The organism is Paraburkholderia jirisanensis (assembly GCF_054782355.1).
This window is the reverse complement of the sequence record NZ_BAAGSQ010000033.1, coordinates 807,735-826,162: the sequence shown is the minus strand read 5'-3', so window position 1 is coordinate 826,162 and position 18,428 is coordinate 807,735. Positions and strand designations below refer to the sequence as shown.

The following is an 18,428-nucleotide window of genomic DNA, read 5'->3' as shown; positions in this document are numbered from 1 at the left end:
ATTTATCAGGAGTCGGATCGAATGGACATTCGCGCGCTGGATCAAGGCGATCTCGAACTGGTGTGCCGGCATCGCGAGCAGATGTTCCGCGAGGCCGGCAGCGCCGATGACGTGCTGCACACGATGACCGCGCATTTCCGCCGCTGGCTGCAGCCGCGGCTTCACGATGGCTCGTACTTCGGGTATGTGGTGTCGGAGGACGGACGTGCGGTGGCGGGCATCGGGCTGATGCTGATCGACTGGCCGCCCCATCCGGCGCATCCGCACACGGATAAGCGCGGCTACGTGCTGAATGTTTACGTGGAGCCTGCGTTCAGAAAGCAGGGCCGCGCCGCGCAACTGATGAAGCTCGCGGAAGCGGAGTTTGCACGGCGCGGCGCGCAGTTCGCGATCCTGCATGCGACCGAGGCCGCGCGTAGCCTCTATGCAGGACTTGGCTGGAAGGGCACGACGGAAATGGCGAAGGCGATCGAGGGCTGAGGGCGTCCGCCTTCGGCTTCAGCGCAAGCGCATATCAGCCGCTAATCGCGTGGCCTTCGTTCGCCGGATGTGCAGCGACAAAAGCCGTCACGGCATCGATGAACTTCGCGGGTTGTTCAACGAACACCATATGCCCCGACTCGCTGAACTCGACGAGTTGCGCCCCGGGTATGCCGCGCGCGATTGCGCGGCTGGCCCGCGGCGGACAGACCCAGTCGTAGCGGCCGACCATCACGAGGGTCGGCGCCGCGATCTGCGCGAGCGATGGCTGCAAGTCGTAACCCGGTGCGATCGCATGCATGAAGTGCTGCATCATTTCGATGGTGATCGTCGACGCTTCGAGCACCGGCTTGAACAGGTGCATATGCGGCGGCGCGAGATAGTACGGACCGACTACATCGAAGAACGCGCTCACGCTTTCTGCCGTCACGTCGCCGCCGAAAACGCGTGCCGCGTGCGCGAGTTCGTCGGCGCTGGCGCGCGATGCGAGGGATGGTGCGGGCTCGCCCTCGTCGTCCGGCAGCGGGCGCACGGTGGGCGACGAGCCGCAGAGAATCAAGCCTGCCACACGCTGCGGATGACGCAGCGCTGCGTGCATCGCAACGAAGCCGCCCGCCGAATGGCCGAACATAAACGCGCGCTCGATGCCGAGCGACTCGCACAGCGCAGCGACGTCGTCGGCCATCTGTTCGAGGCTGCAGGTGCTCAGGTCAGGGCGCCCGGAGCGCCCCTGGCCGCGCAAGTCGACGTAGACGATTTGCGCGTGCTCGCGCAGCGGCCCGAGACCCTGGCGCAGATAGCCGTGGTCGAAGCCGAGACCGCCATGCAGTGCGAAGATAACGGGCTTGTCCACCAGTTTTCCTTCGGCGGACTGCAGACCTGTGCCGTCGACGTCGAAGAAGATCTCGGTGCCGTTGAGTTTCGCGCGCATACAACTTCCTGAATCAGGGTGACAGAGCGGCCGATTCTAGCGGCGTGCGGGGCAGTCTGCGCGATGGCGTGCAAGTTTAATGTTTGACCGTTCTGTTTATGTTTGCGAAAAGTAGAGCGCAGCCCGCAGGCTGCGCTCTATCAGTGCCGCATCAATGTCCTTTTTCGCGCATCGTCAGCTGGTTCTGCACCGACGTCACACCGGCCACCGTACCGGCCGTCGTGCCTGCCGTTTGCACCATGCTGTTGTCCGGCACCGTACCGTCCAGCGTGACCTTGCCGGTACGCGCGACGATCCGCACGTCGGCGGTTTCGATCTTCGCGTGATTCAGCGCGACCCGCACGTCGTGTTCGAGACGATGGTTTGCCTTACGGATGCTTGCACGCGTCGCGTGTTCCGTCGGTTGCGTGGTTTGTGCGAACGTCGTGACGCTGACAGCCGATGCGGCTAACGCTGCGCATACGGCCAGCGAGCGGAATGCGAACAGGCGTTGGACCGGAAATTTCACAATCGACTCCTCTTTATTGAAATGGCGCGTGTTGGTTGGGTGGTCGCGCCTCCGCCGGGCGCCGAACTGTATCTGCAGGGTGCCGGCGATGTTCACGCAGCGCCGGTGCGTGTTTTTGGCTTGCCGCATTCTGTCTGTCGCCATTTTCATTGGCTTTTGCGCGAGCACTGAAGTTTCGGAATCGCACGACCGGCGTGAACATTGCGAACTGTGTGTCCGGATTCGCTTGACGGGCGCTCCGGAATATCGCGGCCCGGTGGGCTGTTCTATGCGCTGACGGCGTGCGCACTGCGTCGTCGATGCCCCATCGCTGTCGATCGCGACGGGCGCAGGCCCGAACCGGCCGCATTCCAGCTGCCGGCCCGACGAGGCTCAACGACAGAGGACGCATCTTCATGCCCGAAACACAGCAGCCGCAAACCGCAGCAGAGCCGTCGATGTTCGGTTCCGCTGACGATCTCACGCGCATGTATCAGATGATCATCGGCTTCGAGATTTCCCAGATTGTGCACGCGGCGGCGCGCTATTCGCTCGCCGAGCATCTGCGTGACGGACGCGCGACGTCAGCCGAAATAGCGGAGGCTGAAGCGATCGACGCCGGCGCAACCTTCCGGCTGCTACGCGTGTGTGCATCGATCGGACTCTTGAGTTACGACGGCCACGGCAAATTCGCGGCGACGCCGCTGCTCGACACGTTGCACAAGGATCATCCGCATTCGCTGCGCGGCGCCGCCGAACTGCTGTGTGGACCGGGCCACTGGCTGCCGTGGGGGCAACTGTGCGATGCGATTGCGACCGGCCAGCCGCAGGCGGAGTCCGCCCTCGGCTGCAGCGCATGGGAACACATGGCGAAATCGCCGCGCGAAACGGCTGCATTCGAGCAAACGATGAAGAGCAGTTCGTGGGCATTCAACCAGGCCGCGGCGCGACTGATCGATACGCGCACGGTGGCGACCGCAGTCGACGTGGGCGGTGCGAACGGCACGCTGGTGCATACGCTGATGCAGCAGAACCCTGCGCTTGCGGGCGTGGTTTTCGATCTGCCGCATATCGTGCCGGGTGCGGCCGAAGCGGCCCGGCAACTCGATCTGTCGCAGCGTTTTTCGGTGGTGCAGGGCAGCTTCTTCGATACACCGGTTCCGCCGGGCGACCTGTTGCTGCTCAAGCTGATCCTGCACGACTGGGACGACGCGGCGTGTATCGAGATCCTGAAGAATTGCCGGCGCGCGCTGCAGGCGGACGGGCGTCTCGTGGTGGCCGAGCAGTTGCTCGATGAAATCGGCAAGCCGGGACCTGCGCCGTTGATGGACCTCGACATGCTGGTGATGCTCGGCGGCAAGGAGCGCAGTCTGGGCGAGTTCAACGTGTTGTTTGCCGCGGCGGGCTTCCGTCTGGCGAGCGTGACTCGAACCGCGACGCCGTTCTTCATCATCGAGGCGCGCGCCGCATGACACGCTGTAACGGCTGAAGTTGCGACGTTGCGCGCGCAACTTGCAAATTGAGCAGACAAAAAAGAGGCCGGCTCACGCCGGCCGGAAAAAAGCTCTAGCCAGATCCAAGGGCCTGGCGGCTAGAGCTCGAGGGCTTTAAGATTGGCAGCCGGCACGCGATGCCGGTTGCGAACTTCAGTCGAAATCGAACATGTCGAACAGCGAGCGTTTCTTGCGGTAGCGGCCGTGCTCATTGCGATAACCGTCATGCGAGCGGTCGCGCGCATAGTCATGTTCGCGGCGTTCGTCTCGTCGGTCTTCGCGCCGGTCTTCATGATGGCGCCCCGCTTGTGACTGAGCATAGTGCGTGCCGTCGTCTCGCGAGCGTGCGTTAGCCAACGTTTCCGGGGTATCGCCCACTTGTGCGATCAGCTTGTCCAGTTCGCCGCGATCGAGCCACACGCCGCGGCAGGTCGGACAATAGTCGATCTCGATCGACTGGCGCTCGGTCATCAGCAGGTCGGGCGTTTTGCAAACGGGACACTTCATTTCTTGCTCCTTGGCGGGACATCCGCTGCAGTTGCGATACCGTTCAATCTACGGTCCGGTGCGCAGCGGAAACACCGGGATTCATCGATGGGCTGGTTCGTAAAAACCGAAGCTGTCGGGAGCGCGCATCAGCGCTGCGTTTCATAGCGGGCGACGTTTTCTGGTGCGCTGCCGGCGCTATCCTTGCGAATCTCAGGGGCTTCTGATGCACGTGCCGTGCGCCGCAGCCTCGCGCGCCGCGCCAGCATGTTCATTCCTTCGACGAAAGCGGAGAACGTCATCGCCGCGTAGATGTAGCCTTTAGGGACGTGAGTGCCGAAGCCCTCCGCGATCAGCGACATGCCGATCACCACGAGGAAGCTCAGCGCGAGCATCACGATGGTCGGGTTGCGATCGATGAACGCAGCGAGCGGCCGGGCAGCGAACAACATCGCAGTGACCGCGGCGATCACGGCGATAAACATGATCGGCACGTGTTCGGTCATGCCGACCGCGGTGATGATGCTGTCCACCGAAAACACCAGGTCGAGCAGCAGGATCTGGCTGACCGCGGCCCACGCGGTCAGTGTGCCGGCCGCAGTGGCCGTGGTGCCGGGCGCGCTATCGTCGTGCGCGACGTGCTGGTGAATTTCGTGGGTTGCCTTCCAGACGAGGAACAGGCCGCCGCCCAGCAGGATCACGTCGCGCCACGAAAACGCATGGCCGAACAGTTCGAACGCAGGCGCGGTGAGACGCGCGATCCATGCAACCGTGCCGAGCAGCGCAAGCCGCAGCACCAGTGCGCACAGAATGCCGATGCGCTGCGTGCGGGCCCGCTTCTCGGGCGGCAGCTTGTTGCTGAGGATCGAGATAAAGATCAGGTTGTCGATGCCGAGCACGATCTCCATCACGACGAGCGTGAGAAGGGCTGCCCATACCGCGGGGTCGGCAGCCAGAGCGAGCAGATAGTCCATGTGTGTGCGGATATCGATGAGTTGACAGGGCGCGAACGGTGCGCGATAGCCGCCATCTTCGGCCTGTTGGCGCTTCGGACAAATCAGACATAATCGCAGTGTTACTTCGGTTTTTTCGAAGCACCATCTGAAGAAGCGGAAGCGATTGTCGAACGATCGTTTCGCCGCAGCTTATGAAGCGAGGAAAGCATGCTGAACTTTCGCCATCTGTACTACTTCTGGATCGTCGTCAAAGAGGGTGGCTTTGCCCGTGCGGCAGAGCGCCTCGAGATGGCGGTGCAGACCATCAGCGCACAGGTGCGCGAGCTCGAGAAGGCGCTCGGGCGCCAGTTGCTGAAGCCGTCCGGACGCGGCGTCGCGATGACCGAGGCGGGCCAGGCCGCGTTTGCGCGCGCCGAGCAGATCTTTCATCTCGGCGAGGCACTGCTCGATGACGTACGCGAGTCGATGAATGAGCCGGTCGCGCGGCTCGCGGTGGGTTTGTCTGACGGCATCTCGAAGCTCGCGGCGCACGCGCTGCTCGCACCGGTGCTCGACACGCCATCGCTGCGGCTGCTATGCCACGAAGGCGAATACGGCGAGCTGCTGTCGGAACTGGCGCTGCATCGGCTGGACCTGGTGCTCGCGTGCCAGCCGGCGGCGCATAACACCGATCTGCGGCTTTCCAGCGAGCGGCTGGTGGAGTCGCCGGTGGACTGGTATGGACCCGCTGCGCTGGTGCGCAAGACGGCCAAGGAACACTTTCCACATTGCCTGGCGGATTTGCCGGTGCTGCTGCCGACGGGACATGGTGCGCTGCGCGCGCGTCTTGATCGCTGGTTCGATGCGCAGGGCATCCGGCCGCGCATTGTCGGCGAGTTTGAGGACAGCGCGTTGCTGGCGGTGTTTGCCGCGCGCGGGCTGGGAGTGTTTCCGCTGGCCGAGCTCGGCGCCGAGGATCTGTCGCTGCTGCGCGGCCTGCGCTGGCTCGGTCGCGCGCAAGGGGTGCTGGAAGAGATTCATGCGATCCGCTCGCGGCGCGGCCAGCATCATCCGCTGGCGTTGCGGGTGCTGGCGGCCGCGCGCGGCTGAGCGGAGCTTGCGGGTGCGGGCCGCCGCGTGCGTTTCACTGCTTCACATCGCGATCGCCGTGCGGTGCGGGCGCCACGCTTCGAGCAGCGCGGCCAGCAGCGCGATTTCGCCGTCCGCCAGATAGTCGTCGGCTACCGCGACCGCCACGCATAGACGCAGCACCTTGCGGCGCAGTGCGGGGTCGTCCACTTCGTTCATCAGTGTGGCGAGTGTGTCGGGTTCGATGTCGCCGAACGCATCGATCCATGTCGACGCCGGTGCGAGCGACCGGTCTTCGCACAACGTCTGGACGATGCGCGGGAAGTCGCCCGGCGCCAGCCCAAGCTCGCGCGAGACGTTGAGCCGGTCGAGCGCGCGATCTTCCGAACTGCACACGTGGCCGTCGGCGGTCAGCGCCAGGGCGACGATGCGGGCAGCGGCTTCAGGGCTGTTGCGAGGATAGGTGCGCATGGTGCGGCTCCTTGAGCGGATCAGTTCCGCGGTGGTTGGGAGGCTCTAGTGTCGGGGTGTCGGCAGATCGAATAAATCTGTAAACAACGCAGCGCCGGTTCGTAAAAACCGAAGCTGGCGACGGGCGCGATTCGGTGGAAGAGAGAAATGGCGGGGTGGGGGGTCTTCGGGTAATCTTGGTGGATTGCGAGCCCATGGGGCGGGCGCCGCGCAGGCGTTGGCCGTCGACAAGACGTACGCACGGTTTCAGTCTGGCTGCGCTGCAGTTGCCCAATGCTTTGCCCTCTTGGTCTCCCGTATTCACGCCTCAACACAGAAATTACGATGCCCACCACACCGGGAAAAAATAAATCGGCCAAAAGGCCATCGCCCGCTGTTCTCTATGCGCTGACCTGGGTGATCGGCCTCGGCGTGCTCGCACTCGGCGCAGCCTGGATGTACTGGTTCGTCGTGATCGAGCGTAACGATTTGCCGTGGGGCGCGTTGCTGCTGCTGCCTTGCGTGGCGGTCATTGCGGCGGTGACGTTTCGCAATCACTTCAGATAGCTGGATGGGCGCGCACGGAGGACGGCAATCCGTCCGCCGCATTGCCGCGTACCTCTTGCGTCCGGTTTCCCCTCGTCCTGCGCACCTTCCGTCATTGGTTCGATCCTCGCCTCGCCACGACACCCGGTGTAATGGTTCGCTGGCCGGGTTAATTGATTGAACGTCAAACCGGCCGTACCCTGTTTTCGTGCCGGCCAGATGATCTCAAGGGTGACGTCAGTGTGGGGCGGCGTGATGGACAACAACTCTTCGTCAAGGACAAGAAATGGCGCTCCGCAAACTGCTTCCAGACAAGTTCACGCTGGCCCTCGTGTGTACGGTTGTCATCGCTACGCTTATTCCGTGCCGCGGTTCGGCGGCAGTTGTGTTTAATGGCGTGACGGATGCGGCGATTGCGTTGCTGTTCTTTCTGCACGGTGCAAAGCTTTCGCGGGAAGCAATAGTCGCCGGCGCCACCAACTGGAAGCTTCATGCTGCCGTCTTTTGCAGCACGTTTGTACTTTTCCCGCTCCTTGGCGTGGCGCTGCACCCCATTCTCGGAGGACTGGTACAGCCCTGGTTATATCTGGGTGTGCTATTTCTCTGTACCTTGCCTTCAACGGTGCAATCTTCCATTGCGTTCACGTCGATGGCGAAGGGAAATGTCCCGGCAGCGGTTTGCAGTGCTTCCGCATCCAGTTTGCTTGGGATCTTCGTTACCCCTGCGCTGGTGAGTCTGGTTGTGAGCAGTCAGGCAAAAAATGGCGGCTCGTCACTGCACGTGATAGGCGACATCACACTCCAGCTGTTCGTGCCATTTGCCCTTGGGCAATTGCTGCGCGGCTCTATCGGCAAATGGATAGACGCGCGCAAGCGGCTCCTTCAGTTTGTCGATCAGGGCTCGATCGTATTGATTGTCTATGTGGCGTTCAGCGAGGCTGTCAACGGGGGCCTGTGGCACATGCTGTCGGTCCGGTCGCTCGCCAGCGTCATCCTGATCGACGCGATATTGCTGGCCATGGCGCTTTTGATAACGACATACGCCAGCAAGCTGTTGGGATTTTCCGATGCGGACCGCACCACGATTATCTTTTGCGGATCCAAGAAGAGCATGGCGGCCGGTATATCGATGGCGAAAATATTCTTCGGTTCTCATGCCGGCCTGATTGTGCTGCCCGTCATGTTGTTCCACCAGATTCAGCTGATGACCTGTTCAGTTCTTGCCCAGCGCTGGGGGCAACGTGCAAGCGACGACCAGGTGCAAGGTCGCGGAGATCGAGTGCCGCCAAAGTTGTCCCGCGATATCGCCTCGTAGAGCGGCAAATATCAAGTGTCCGGAGTTTTATGATGAAAGACGGTTCAAGTTTTAAAGACGGTATCGAAAGCGATTCGTCGGCAACCCCGGCCGTACCACGGCCCGTTGCAGGTGAAACAGCGGATAGCACCGGTTCGCGGCGTTGGGCGTGGCCCGACGATCGCGGCCAGTACGACTGGATGGACCACTACAGCCCTTCCGGGAATTCATGGTGGTAGGGTATCCGTAAGCTTGGCGCCGGTCAGGGTTTTTCCTGGGTGCCTCGCGACGTAGCGGCCGGCCCGGCGTAGCAGTGAGTAGATTGGCGGGCTCGTCGGCGCAGTGCCGCCACGTGCCCTCGGGCCGATATTAAGTCGATGTTTTTGTTAAGAAAAGCCGCTTTTCTGCAGGCCTTGACCGCAACCGCGAGGCTCAGGCTAAAGCGCGCAAAGTCCAAGCTTGTACGCCCCCAGCCGTCAGTCAACCCTGACGACGCTTCTTGAATTTGTCACTGCCCCTCCATATAATTAGCACTCACCGCACGCGAGTGCTAACAAATTTGCCTGGCCGGGTTCGCCGGTTGGGTTTTCCTCAGCGTTCTTCAGTCTCAATTCAAGAGAGGAGTATGTATGAACCTTCGTCCTTTGCATGATCGCGTGATCGTCAAGCGTCTGGATCAGGAAACCAAGACCGCTTCGGGCATCGTGATCCCCGAAGCCGCAGCGGAAAAGCCGGATCAAGGCGAAATCCTCGCAGTCGGCCCGGGTAAGCGCGACGACAAAGGCAGCCAGATCGCGCTCGACGTGAAGGTCGGCGACCGCGTGCTGTTCGGCAAGTACGCTGGCCAATCCGTCAAGGTGGATGGTCAGGAACTGCTGGTAATGCGTGAAGAAGACATCATGGCTGTGGTGAACAAGTAAGTTCGCGTCCAGTTCATTCAAGAGAATTCAAGGAGTTAGAAGATGGCAGCTAAAGACGTCGTGTTCGGCGATTCCGCACGTTCCAAGATGGTCGAAGGCGTGAACATTCTCGCCAATGCAGTCAAAGTCACGCTGGGCCCGAAGGGTCGTAACGTGGTGCTCGAGCGCAGCTTCGGCGGCCCGACGATCACCAAAGACGGTGTCTCGGTCGCGAAGGAAATCGAGCTGAAAGACAAGCTCCAGAACATGGGCGCACAAATGGTCAAGGAAGTCGCTTCCAAGACCAGCGACAACGCCGGCGACGGCACGACGACGGCAACCGTGCTGGCTCAGTCGATCGTTCGCGAAGGCATGAAGTACGTCGCATCGGGCATGAACCCGATGGACCTGAAGCGCGGTATCGACAAGGCCGTGGCTGCCGCAATCGAAGAACTGCGCAAGATCAGCAAGCCGTGCACGACCAACAAGGAAATCGCTCAGGTTGGCGCGATTTCGGCGAACAGCGATTCGTCGATCGGCGATCGTATCGCTGAAGCGATGGACAAGGTCGGCAAGGAAGGCGTGATCACCGTCGAAGACGGCAAGTCGCTGCAAGACGAGCTGGACGTGGTTGAAGGTATGCAGTTCGACCGCGGCTACCTGTCGCCGTACTTCATCAACAACCCGGACAAGCAAGTTGCCGTGCTCGAAAACCCGTTCGTGCTGCTGCACGACAAGAAGGTTTCGAACATCCGCGATCTGCTGCCGGTACTCGAGCAAGTCGCCAAGGCTGGCCGTCCGCTGCTGATCATCGCTGAAGACGTCGAAGGCGAAGCGCTGGCTACGCTGGTGGTCAACAACATCCGCGGCATCCTGAAGACGGTTGCTGTGAAGGCTCCGGGCTTCGGCGACCGTCGCAAGGCGATGCTGGAAGACATCGCGATCCTGACCGGCGGCCAGGTGATCGCAGAAGAAACCGGCCTGTCGCTCGAAAAGGCAACGCTGGCTGAGCTGGGTCAAGCAAAGCGCATCGAAGTGGGTAAGGAAAACACCACGATCATCGACGGCGCTGGCGAAGCAGCAAGCATCGAAGCGCGCGTGAAGCAAGTGCGCACGCAGATCGACGAAGCAACGTCCGATTACGACCGTGAAAAGCTGCAAGAACGCGTGGCCAAGCTGGCCGGCGGCGTGGCAGTGATCAAGGTTGGCGCTGCGACCGAAGTCGAAATGAAGGAAAAGAAGGCACGTGTCGAAGACGCACTGCACGCTACGCGCGCAGCCGTTGAAGAAGGCATCGTGGCAGGCGGCGGCGTTGCACTGATCCGCGCTCGCGCGGCAATCGCTGGCGTGAAGGGCGACAACGCTGATCAAGACGCAGGTATCAAGATCGTGCTGCGCGCGATGGAAGAGCCGCTGCGTCAGATCGTCGCGAACGGTGGCGAAGAAGCCAGCGTCGTGGTGGCTGCTGTGTCGGCAGGCAAGGGCAACTACGGCTACAACGCAGCGACCGGCGAATACGTCGACATGGTCGAAGCAGGCGTGGTCGACCCGACCAAGGTGACGCGTACGGCGCTGCAAAACGCCGCTTCGGTCGCTGGCCTGCTGCTGACGACGGACGCTGCTGTTTGCGAACTGCCGAAGGAAGATGCACCGGCTGCCGGCGGTATGCCGGGCGGCATGGGCGGCATGGGCATGGACATGTAATTTCGGCTTTACGTCGAAATGCATGAGAGGGGCGCGCCGCGAGGCGTGCCCCTCAAAGAAAAAACCCGCAGCGATGCGGGTTTTTTTATGCGCGGGCGTTGGTGCCGTATCGAACGACGGCTCGCTGCTTCAGTGCCTGGCTTCGCCTGGCGCTGCGCCTTTGGCGTCCGCCGGCGGGGCATCTTCGTCGTTGTCGCGTGCCCAGAAAAAGCGGTCCGGCAGATAGGCGCCCATCCCAGGGCGGAACGCGTTCTGCATCGCCTGGAACAGATACTCCTGCGCTTCGCGCACCGCCTCGGCTGGCTCCTGGCCGTTGGCCAGCAATGCCGCGATCGCCGCGCCCAACGTGTCGGTCATGCCGGTCACGCGCTGCGGGCCGCGATCCCACAGGTCCTGGCGCAACTGGCCTTCCTCGCAGTACAGCGTGTTGACGAGCCGGTGCGTACCGGTTTCCATCGAAAGGATGTACTCGCAACCTTGCGACAGTAGATGAGAAATCGCCGCGTCCAGCGTTGGCGCTTCAGCATCGCCGTCCGGCTGGGCGAGTGCGAGCAAGGTGGCGTGATCGGCGACCAGCAAGGTGGTTTGCGGCGCCAGCAGGTCGGCAATCGTCTCGCGCAATTCGTCGGCGGCGAGTACGTGCTCGTCGTCCAGTGTGAAATCGGGGGCGAGAATCAGCGGGATGTCGTCGTAGTCGGCCACGACTTCGGCGATCGCACTGACCACTTCGGCACGTGTCGCGGCGCCCACCTTGAAGGCGGCGATCGGCATGTCTTCCAGCAGCATGCGCGCCTGGGTCGCGACGACTTCCGGGTCGAGGGCGGTCACTTCGTCGCAGTTGGCCGAATCGCGCACCGTATAGCCGGTCAGCACGGTGACGCCGTGGCAGCCCATGCTGGCAAGCGTCAACAGGTCGGCTTGCAGGCCGGACCCACCCGTGGGGTCGGAAAGGCCGAAAGTGAGAACGATCGGGGGAGTCTCGCTGGGCATGAAAGGTGGCGCACTGTAATTGAGAACAGAGAGGGGCCGCTTGTCGCGCGGCCGCCTCAATTATGCGGCTTTATCATAGGCCGGGGCATTTTTTTGCATGCGCCGCGTACTTGTGGGCGGACAAAATGCCGGGCTGCCGACCGGGTGCAACGTGCGATGCAAAATGGCTGCTTTTACAGCGCTTCTGGCACTTCAATCGCTAGGCATGGGGGCGGCAACACGGTACCATCATGGCTCCCGTTTCCACGGACTTTTCGACGCGAACAAGAATGGAATATAGAAGCTGGATGTGCCTGATCTGCGGCTGGATTTACGACGAAGAAGCCGGCTTGCCAGAAGAGGGAATCGCGCCGGGTACGCGCTGGGAAGATGTCCCGATCAACTGGACTTGCCCTGAATGCGGCGCGCGTAAGGAAGACTTCGAGATGGTCCAGATCTGACCGCTCGTTGCCGGCTGGTTTCGTCGGCATGGGGCGTGGGCGTGCGTGGTCTGCATGCTTCGTCGGCAGGTTTTCCGGGCGCAGGTCGTCGGTATTCAATGCGGCAGACCGGCCGGTCATAACGGTGGTTTGAGTGGCGGCCTGAGCGGAACCCGAGCAACGCGCGTAACAGCGAGGCAGCCCGGGTTCGGTCTGTCGGCATGACCGCAAGCGGATAATGCGATCGATGCGGCGATGTTGCTGCTGCGATAGATGTCGCAATCGATACCGCGAGCGCCTCTGCCAGCGCCTCTGCGAGCGCCTCCAAACATGCCCATGACACCAACACCCGCGTCCGGCAACATTCTCGAAGCTTTACCAAATCCCCGCGGCGGCGCAGTGCGCGCAGCGGAGCGCGCGCTCGCCGATGCAATCGCTGCTTATCGCGAACAGCACGACACCGCGCTGCCGTTGCTGCATGCCGTGCATGCGCTACGCGCAGCGGGCTGGCTTGCGGCGCTGCGCTTCGCCGATGCGCTGCTACTGGCCGCACCGCTCGCCGCCGACCAGCAGGCTGGGCAGAGCGCGTTACGCGCGGTGTTCGGCGCGGCGCTCGAAGCCTTCGCAGCGGCGTTGCAGCGGCGCAACCTGCGCGAGCTGGCGTGCTCGCCATCGCTCTATGCGCATTATCGCCAGCTGTCGGCGCAGGTCGCGCAACACACGCCCGGCTTTACCGTCGCACTCGAAGATCTCGCGCTGGCCGGCCGTCCGATTCCGCCTGTCACGCTGCACGCACAACCCGCGCAGCGTCTTGCCCATCTGCGGGCGCGCTATGAAGGTGCGCTGCTGCCGGTACTGCGTGCGCAAACCGATGGCGGCGCGATGTCGGCCGCAACGCTGGTGTTATCGGCCGCGCTGGACGAACTGGAGAGCTGTTTTGCGCAGCTCACCGGCCCCGATCCTTACGACTTCTGGCGTCTTGCCGCGGGTTGCGCCCGCGCGCTGCGCGTGAGCGGTTACCTGGCCGGCGACGCGGATGCGCGGCGCCTGTTCGCAAGGTGCAACCTCGCGCTGGCCGATCAGGCGCACGGCATCACGTTGGCGCCGCGTTCGCTGGTGCGCACGGCGCTCGCGCTGTTGTGGCGCGACTACGCGTTGTTCGGCGCCGCGGCTGAAGACACCGAGCATGTCGATCTACTGCGCGACTATGGTCTGACGGTGGCCTGGCACGTAGCCGGCACACCGGCATCCGAAGCGTTATGGGAGGCGGGCGCGGCGCAGGCGGGCGCCGCCCAGGTGGAAACGCTTGCAGCATCATCGCCTGCGGCCGCTACCCGCGACCTCGGCGCGGTGACGGTCAACGCGTTCGCATACGAAGATTTCCTGCAAACCGCAGATGCATCGATCGCCGCCCTATCGGAACACGCGCAAGCTGCCGATAACCCACAAAAGGCCGACCCCGGCGCAGCGTTGCAGGCCGGGGATGCCGCATTCCGGCTCGGTGCATCGGCCGATGCGCTCGGGCTCGGGCACGTGGCGTTGCTGGCCGATGCGCTCGGGCTTGCGTGGCGCCGGCGCGCGCATGCGGGCGTAACGACGCCGGCTGTGCGCGCGCACGTGGTGGTGGCAGCACCCGCCGCGGTCGCGCTCGAGCATGCCGCGCAGGCGCTGCGCGCGATGCTGCACCAGATCGCGGCGGGCATTGCGCCGCCGCAATCGGGCAGCGCACTGGGCGCGTTGACACGCGCGATCGAGCAGGGCGGCAGCGCCGCGTGATGCCTTCGTGCAACACACGTGCGGCACACGGGCAACACACGTGCAACACACGTGCAACACCCGCGTGCAACACGCACAAACCGCATAGCCCGAAAAGGCTCGCCAGCAACACCGTACACGCAGCGTGCGGCATGCCGCAGACGGCGCGTCGGCGACCCGTAAGGGCGTGATAGAGTGCAGTGTGAGCTGCGGTTCGTGGAGTGCGCGCATCGGCCTTGGCGCGGCATGGGGCGCACGCAATGCGCGCTGTCTGCACTTCCACTCGTCTTTGCTAGAATTTGACCTATGTCCAAGAGTTCCGATCGCATCAACCTCACCAACCAGTTCCTGATCGCCATGCCCAACATGGCGGATCCGACCTTTTCGGGAACGGTGATCTACCTTTGCGATCACAGCGAGCGCGGCGCTCTCGGTCTCGTGATCAACCGGCCCACGGATATCGATCTGGAAGCGCTGTTCAACCGCATCGATCTGAAGCTGGAAATCGAACCTCTGCTGCATGTCCCCGTGTACTTCGGCGGCCCGGTGCAAACCGAGCGCGGCTTCGTGCTGCACGACGCGGGCCAGGGCAGCGGCTACACGTCGTCGATGCAGGTGCCGGGCGGGCTCGAGATGACCACGTCGAAAGACGTGCTCGAAGCGGTCGCCAACGGCAAGGGCCCGGAGCGCTTCCTGCTGACGCTCGGCCATGCCGGCTGGGGCGCGGGCCAGCTCGAGGAAGAGATCTCGAAGAACGGCTGGCTGACGGTCGAATCCGACCCGAAGATCGTCTTCGACGTGCCGGCTGAAGACCGTTTCGAAGCCGCGCTCGCGCTGCTCGGCGTGTCGCTGTCGATGCTCTCCGGCGAGGCGGGCCACGCATGAGCGGTGCGCCCGGACGTGAGTCGACGCTGCTTGCGTTCGACTACGGCGAGAAACGCATCGGCGTGGCGGTTGGCAATTCCCTGACAAAAAGCGCACGGCCGCTCGTGGTCGTGCCGAACCGCAACCGCGAATATCGTTTCGCTGAGCTAGCCAAGCTGATCGGCGAGTGGCGGCCGGACGCGCTGGTGGTCGGCTTGCCGATGCATCCGGACGGCACGCCGCACGCAATGACGCAGCAGGCCAAACGTTTCGGTAATCAACTGAATGGCCGTTTCAATCTGCCGGTAAGCTGGGTCGACGAGCGCTACTCGTCGGTCGATGCCGAATCGAGCGTACGCGCGGGCACGGCGCGCGCCGACATGCTCGATGCCGAAGCGGCCTGCATTATCCTGCAGCAATATCTGGACGGCCTGTCGGCCGGCCCTGAGCCCCAACACTGAGCGACGAACATGAGTTCCATTGACGCGGAGGCGCTGTATCGCGCCGTGCTCGAACAGATTCGCGCCGCATACGGCGAGGGCCTGCAAGGTCCCGCGGCCGGCCCGCACGGCGCCGTGCTTGCCGGTATCTACAGCGGCGGCGCATGGCTTGCCGAGCGTCTGGCGCGCGACCTGAACCTGCCGAGCTTCGGCGTGGTCAACGTCGCACTGCATCGCGACGACTATGCGAAAAAGGGCCTGCACACGCAGGCGAGTCCCACCTCGCTGCCATTCGAGGTCGACAACCGCCGCATCGTATTGGTAGACGACGTGCTGTATACCGGTCGCACCGTGCGCGCGGCCTTGAACGAGCTGTACGACTACGGCCGGCCGGCCGCGGTGGAACTCGCGGTGCTCGCGGACCGCGGCGGGCGCGAGCTGCCGGTGGCGGCGCGCTTCGTCGGCGCGGAGGTGGATGTGCCGGCCGATGCGACGCTGGTGCTCGCGCGCCACGGCGACGCGGGCGATCAGCATTTCACGTTTCATACCGAAGCGCGTGCCGATTGAGCACGCGCTTTTACGTCGGGCGCCATGCAATTCACGGCAAGGGCGCCGACGCGCACTATCGCGTAACGCATGCCAATGCCTCAAGCAACAATGCGTCAAGCAACAAAGCCTCAAGCACATTGGCACGTCTGATTCAGGAACACGATGAACAAGCCTAATCCGGTCAATCAGGATTCAACCTCCCAAGCCGAGGCCGCCGAGCGATTTCGCTTCGGCTTCCTGAAAGGCAACCCGCAGCTCACGAAGAACGGCGAGCTCAAACATCTGCTGACGATCGAAGGCCTGCCGCGCGCGATCGTCACGCACATTCTCGATACCGCCGACCAGTTCGTCAGCGTGACCGACCGCGAAGTGAAGAAGGTGCCGCTGTTGCGCGGCAAGTCGGTGTTCAACCTGTTCTTCGAGAACTCGACGCGCACCCGCACCACCTTCGAGATCGCCGCCAAACGGCTGTCGGCCGACGTGCTGAACCTGAACATCAACGCGTCGTCGACCAGCAAGGGCGAATCGCTGCTCGATACGATCAACAACCTGTCGGCGATGCATGCGGACATGTTCGTGGTGCGTCATGCATCGAGCGGCGCGCCGTATCTGATCGCCGAACATTGCGCGCCGCACGTGCACGTGATCAACGCCGGCGACGGGCGCCACGCGCACCCGACGCAAGGCCTGCTCGACATGTACACGATCCGCCACTACAAACGCGATTTTACGAACCTGCGCGTGGCGATCGTCGGCGACATCCTGCACTCGCGCGTGGCGCGCTCGGACATCCACGCACTGACCACGCTCGGCGTGCCGGAAGTGCGCGCGATCGGCCCGCGCACGCTGCTGCCGGGCGGCCTCGAGCAAATGGGCGTGCGCGTGTTCCATAACCTCGACGAAGGGCTGAAAGACGTCGACGTGATCATCATGCTGCGCCTGCAGAACGAGCGCATGAGCGGTGCGCTGCTGCCTTCGGCGCAGGAGTATTTCAAGAGCTGGGGCCTGACGCCGGAGCGCCTCGCGCTGGCGAAGCCCGACGCGATCGTCATGCATCCGGGGCCGATGAACCGCGGCGTCGAGATCGATTCGCAGGTGGCGGATGGCCCGCAATCGGTGATCCTGAACCAGGTGACGTTCGGCATTGCGGTGCGCATGGCGGTGATGGGCATCGTCGCGGGCAACCACGACTGATTGCGCGCGCAACGATCAACGATCGGCCGCGCCCGCAACGATCGAAGCCCGACGCTACGGCATGCAAAGCGCAGCAGCAACAGACATTCAGCACGCAACAGACAACGCAGAAGAAGGCAGCGCATGAAGATTCACATTCAAGGCGGCACGCTGATCGATCCGGTGGCAGGCACCGAGACACAGCAGGACGTATTTATCGCGGCGGGCAAGATCGTCGCGTTGGGCAGCGCGCCGGCCGAGTTCCACGCGGCCAAGACGATCGATGCACACGGGCTGATGGTCACGCCAGGTCTCGTCGACCTGTCCGCGCGATTGCGCGAGCCCGGCTTCGAACACAAGGCGACGCTCGAATCCGAAATGGCCGCGGCGCTCGCCGGCGGCGTCACGACGCTGGTGTGCCCACCCGATACCGACCCGGTACTCGACGAGCCCGGCCTCGTCGAAATGCTGAAGTTCCGCGCGCGCAACCTGAACCAGGCGCACGTGTATCCGCTCGGCGCGTTGACGGTCGGCCTGAAAGGGCAGGTGATCACCGAGATGGTCGAGCTGACCGAAGCGGGCTGCATCGGCTTCTCGCAGGCAGACGTGCCGGTGGTCGACACCCAGGTGCTGCTGCGCGCGCTGCAGTACGCGAGCACGTACGGCTTCACCGTGTGGCTGCGCCCGCAGGACGCCTACCTCGCGCAGGGCGGCGTGGCGGCGAGCGGTCCGCTCGCCTCGCGCCTCGGGCTATCCGGCGTGCCGGTATCGGCCGAGACGATCGCGCTGCATACGATGTTCGAACTGGTGCGCGTGACCGGTGCGCGTGTGCATCTGTCGCATCTGTCGTCGGCTGCGGGCATCGAGCTGATGCGGGCGGCGAAAGCCGAAGGGCTGCCGGTCAGCTGCGACGTGACGATCAACCACGTGCATCTGATCGACGTCGACATCGGTTATTTCGACGCGCAGTACCGGCTCGACCCGCCGCTACGCGCGCAGCGCGACCGCGACGCGATTCGCGCCGGTCTCGCGGACGGCACGATCGACGCGATCTGCTCGGACCACACGCCCGTCGACGACGACGAAAAGCTGCTGCCGTTTGCCGAAGCGACGCCGGGCGCGACGGGCCTCGAACTGCTGCTGTCGCTGACGGTGAAGTGGGCCGACGAAGCCGGCCTGCCGCTCGCGCAGGCGTTAAAGCACATCACCTCTGCGCCGGCCAGCGTGCTGAAGCTCAATGAAGGGCACAAAGCGGGCCGTATAGAAGTGGGCGGCGTGGCCGACCTGTGCGTGTTCGAGCGCGGCGCGCACTGGCGCGTCGAGCCCCGCGCGCTGAAGAGCCAGGGGCACAACACGCCGTTCCTCGGCTACGAACTGCCGGCACGGGTGCGGGCGACCGTCGTGTCCGGCCAGCTGGCATTCGAGCAGCGCTGACGCGAAGCCT

General features: G+C 63.5%; 20 protein-coding genes. 14 read left to right on the top strand and 6 right to left on the bottom strand.

Features of this window, described 5'->3' with window-relative positions:
• Nucleotides 1-21: 21 nt before the first annotated feature.
• Nucleotides 22-480: a GNAT family N-acetyltransferase gene (locus ACYVNQ_RS35705; RefSeq protein ID WP_460910125.1), complete on the top strand. Its 459-nt coding sequence runs from the start codon at nt 22-24 to the stop codon at nt 478-480.
• A 34-nt stretch (nt 481-514) separates the two neighbouring features.
• On the opposite strand, the gene ACYVNQ_RS35700 is transcribed toward ACYVNQ_RS35705, so the two are convergent.
• Both ACYVNQ_RS35700 and ACYVNQ_RS35695 read right to left on the bottom strand, forming a co-directional pair.
• Nucleotides 515-1,411, bottom strand: coding sequence for an alpha/beta fold hydrolase (locus ACYVNQ_RS35700; RefSeq protein ID WP_460910123.1), 897 nt, complete (start codon nt 1,409-1,411; stop codon nt 515-517).
• Between the two features lie 151 nt (nt 1,412-1,562).
• Nucleotides 1,563-1,919, bottom strand: a complete 357-nt coding sequence (locus ACYVNQ_RS35695) for a BON domain-containing protein (protein ID WP_460910121.1) — start codon at nt 1,917-1,919, stop codon at nt 1,563-1,565.
• 395 nt (nt 1,920-2,314) lie between these two features.
• Here ACYVNQ_RS35695 and ACYVNQ_RS35690 point away from each other — a divergent pair, with 395 nt between their 5' ends.
• Complete coding sequence (locus tag ACYVNQ_RS35690; protein ID WP_460910119.1) at nt 2,315-3,370, top strand: methyltransferase; 1,056 nt, start codon at nt 2,315-2,317, stop codon at nt 3,368-3,370.
• A gap of 174 nt (nt 3,371-3,544) precedes the next feature.
• Here ACYVNQ_RS35690 and ACYVNQ_RS35685 read toward each other — a convergent pair whose 3' ends face one another.
• Together ACYVNQ_RS35685 and ACYVNQ_RS35680 are read right to left on the bottom strand one after the other, a co-directional pair.
• Nucleotides 3,545-3,898: a TFIIB-type zinc ribbon-containing protein gene (locus tag ACYVNQ_RS35685; protein WP_460910117.1), complete on the bottom strand. Its 354-nt coding sequence runs from the start codon at nt 3,896-3,898 to the stop codon at nt 3,545-3,547.
• Between the two features lie 128 nt (nt 3,899-4,026).
• Nucleotides 4,027-4,851, bottom strand: a complete 825-nt coding sequence (locus ACYVNQ_RS35680) for a TerC family protein (RefSeq protein ID WP_460910115.1) — start codon at nt 4,849-4,851, stop codon at nt 4,027-4,029.
• Between the two features lie 189 nt (nt 4,852-5,040).
• Between ACYVNQ_RS35680 and ACYVNQ_RS35675 the strand changes: the two genes are divergently transcribed.
• Entirely contained in the window at nt 5,041-5,922 is an 882-nt protein-coding gene (locus ACYVNQ_RS35675; RefSeq protein WP_460910113.1) for a LysR family transcriptional regulator, read from the top strand.
• Nucleotides 5,923-5,964: 42 nt separating this feature from the next.
• Here ACYVNQ_RS35675 and ACYVNQ_RS35670 read toward each other — a convergent pair whose 3' ends face one another.
• Nucleotides 5,965-6,372 (bottom strand): TerB family tellurite resistance protein, encoded by a 408-nt coding sequence (locus tag ACYVNQ_RS35670; RefSeq protein WP_460910111.1) that lies wholly within the window; start codon nt 6,370-6,372, stop codon nt 5,965-5,967.
• 324 nt (nt 6,373-6,696) lie between these two features.
• Here ACYVNQ_RS35670 and ACYVNQ_RS35665 point away from each other — a divergent pair, with 324 nt between their 5' ends.
• The 4 genes from ACYVNQ_RS35665 to groL all read left to right on the top strand — a co-directional run bounded on the left by ACYVNQ_RS35665 (nt 6,697) and on the right by groL (nt 10,794).
• A complete protein-coding gene (locus ACYVNQ_RS35665) occupies nt 6,697-6,918 on the top strand; it encodes a hypothetical protein (protein WP_460910109.1) in 222 nt (73 codons plus the stop codon).
• A 265-nt stretch (nt 6,919-7,183) separates the two neighbouring features.
• Entirely contained in the window at nt 7,184-8,212 is a 1,029-nt protein-coding gene (locus tag ACYVNQ_RS35660) for a bile acid:sodium symporter family protein (RefSeq protein ID WP_460910106.1), read from the top strand.
• A 608-nt stretch (nt 8,213-8,820) separates the two neighbouring features.
• Entirely contained in the window at nt 8,821-9,111 is a 291-nt protein-coding gene (gene groES / locus ACYVNQ_RS35655; protein WP_460910104.1) for a co-chaperone GroES, read from the top strand.
• Nucleotides 9,112-9,153: 42 nt separating this feature from the next.
• Complete coding sequence (gene groL, locus ACYVNQ_RS35650) at nt 9,154-10,794, top strand: chaperonin GroEL (protein ID WP_460910102.1); 1,641 nt, start codon at nt 9,154-9,156, stop codon at nt 10,792-10,794.
• A gap of 129 nt (nt 10,795-10,923) precedes the next feature.
• Here groL and ACYVNQ_RS35645 read toward each other — a convergent pair whose 3' ends face one another.
• Entirely contained in the window at nt 10,924-11,784 is an 861-nt protein-coding gene (locus ACYVNQ_RS35645; protein WP_460910100.1) for a hydroxymethylpyrimidine/phosphomethylpyrimidine kinase, read from the bottom strand.
• A gap of 269 nt (nt 11,785-12,053) precedes the next feature.
• Here ACYVNQ_RS35645 and ACYVNQ_RS35640 point away from each other — a divergent pair, with 269 nt between their 5' ends.
• The 7 genes from ACYVNQ_RS35640 (at nt 12,054) to ACYVNQ_RS35610 (ending at nt 18,418) form a co-directional block, all read left to right on the top strand.
• Entirely contained in the window at nt 12,054-12,224 is a 171-nt protein-coding gene (locus ACYVNQ_RS35640; RefSeq protein ID WP_025527884.1) for a rubredoxin, read from the top strand.
• 315 nt (nt 12,225-12,539) lie between these two features.
• Nucleotides 12,540-13,979, top strand: a complete 1,440-nt coding sequence (locus tag ACYVNQ_RS35635) for a hypothetical protein (protein ID WP_460910098.1) — start codon at nt 12,540-12,542, stop codon at nt 13,977-13,979.
• Nucleotides 13,980-14,264: 285 nt separating this feature from the next.
• Nucleotides 14,265-14,843 (top strand): YqgE/AlgH family protein, encoded by a 579-nt coding sequence (locus tag ACYVNQ_RS35630; protein ID WP_460910096.1) that lies wholly within the window; start codon nt 14,265-14,267, stop codon nt 14,841-14,843.
• A complete protein-coding gene (gene ruvX, locus ACYVNQ_RS35625) occupies nt 14,840-15,283 on the top strand; it encodes a Holliday junction resolvase RuvX (protein ID WP_460910093.1) in 444 nt (147 codons plus the stop codon). The genes ACYVNQ_RS35630 and ruvX overlap by 4 nt, the downstream gene beginning before the upstream one ends.
• 9 nt (nt 15,284-15,292) lie before the next feature.
• On the top strand, nt 15,293-15,829 hold the full coding sequence (gene pyrR, locus ACYVNQ_RS35620) for a bifunctional pyr operon transcriptional regulator/uracil phosphoribosyltransferase PyrR (protein WP_460910091.1): 537 nt from the start codon (nt 15,293-15,295) through the stop codon (nt 15,827-15,829).
• 144 nt (nt 15,830-15,973) lie between these two features.
• Nucleotides 15,974-17,005 (top strand): aspartate carbamoyltransferase catalytic subunit, encoded by a 1,032-nt coding sequence (locus ACYVNQ_RS35615; protein ID WP_460910089.1) that lies wholly within the window; start codon nt 15,974-15,976, stop codon nt 17,003-17,005.
• A gap of 123 nt (nt 17,006-17,128) precedes the next feature.
• Entirely contained in the window at nt 17,129-18,418 is a 1,290-nt protein-coding gene (locus ACYVNQ_RS35610; RefSeq protein ID WP_460910087.1) for a dihydroorotase, read from the top strand.
• Nucleotides 18,419-18,428 lie beyond the last annotated feature (10 nt).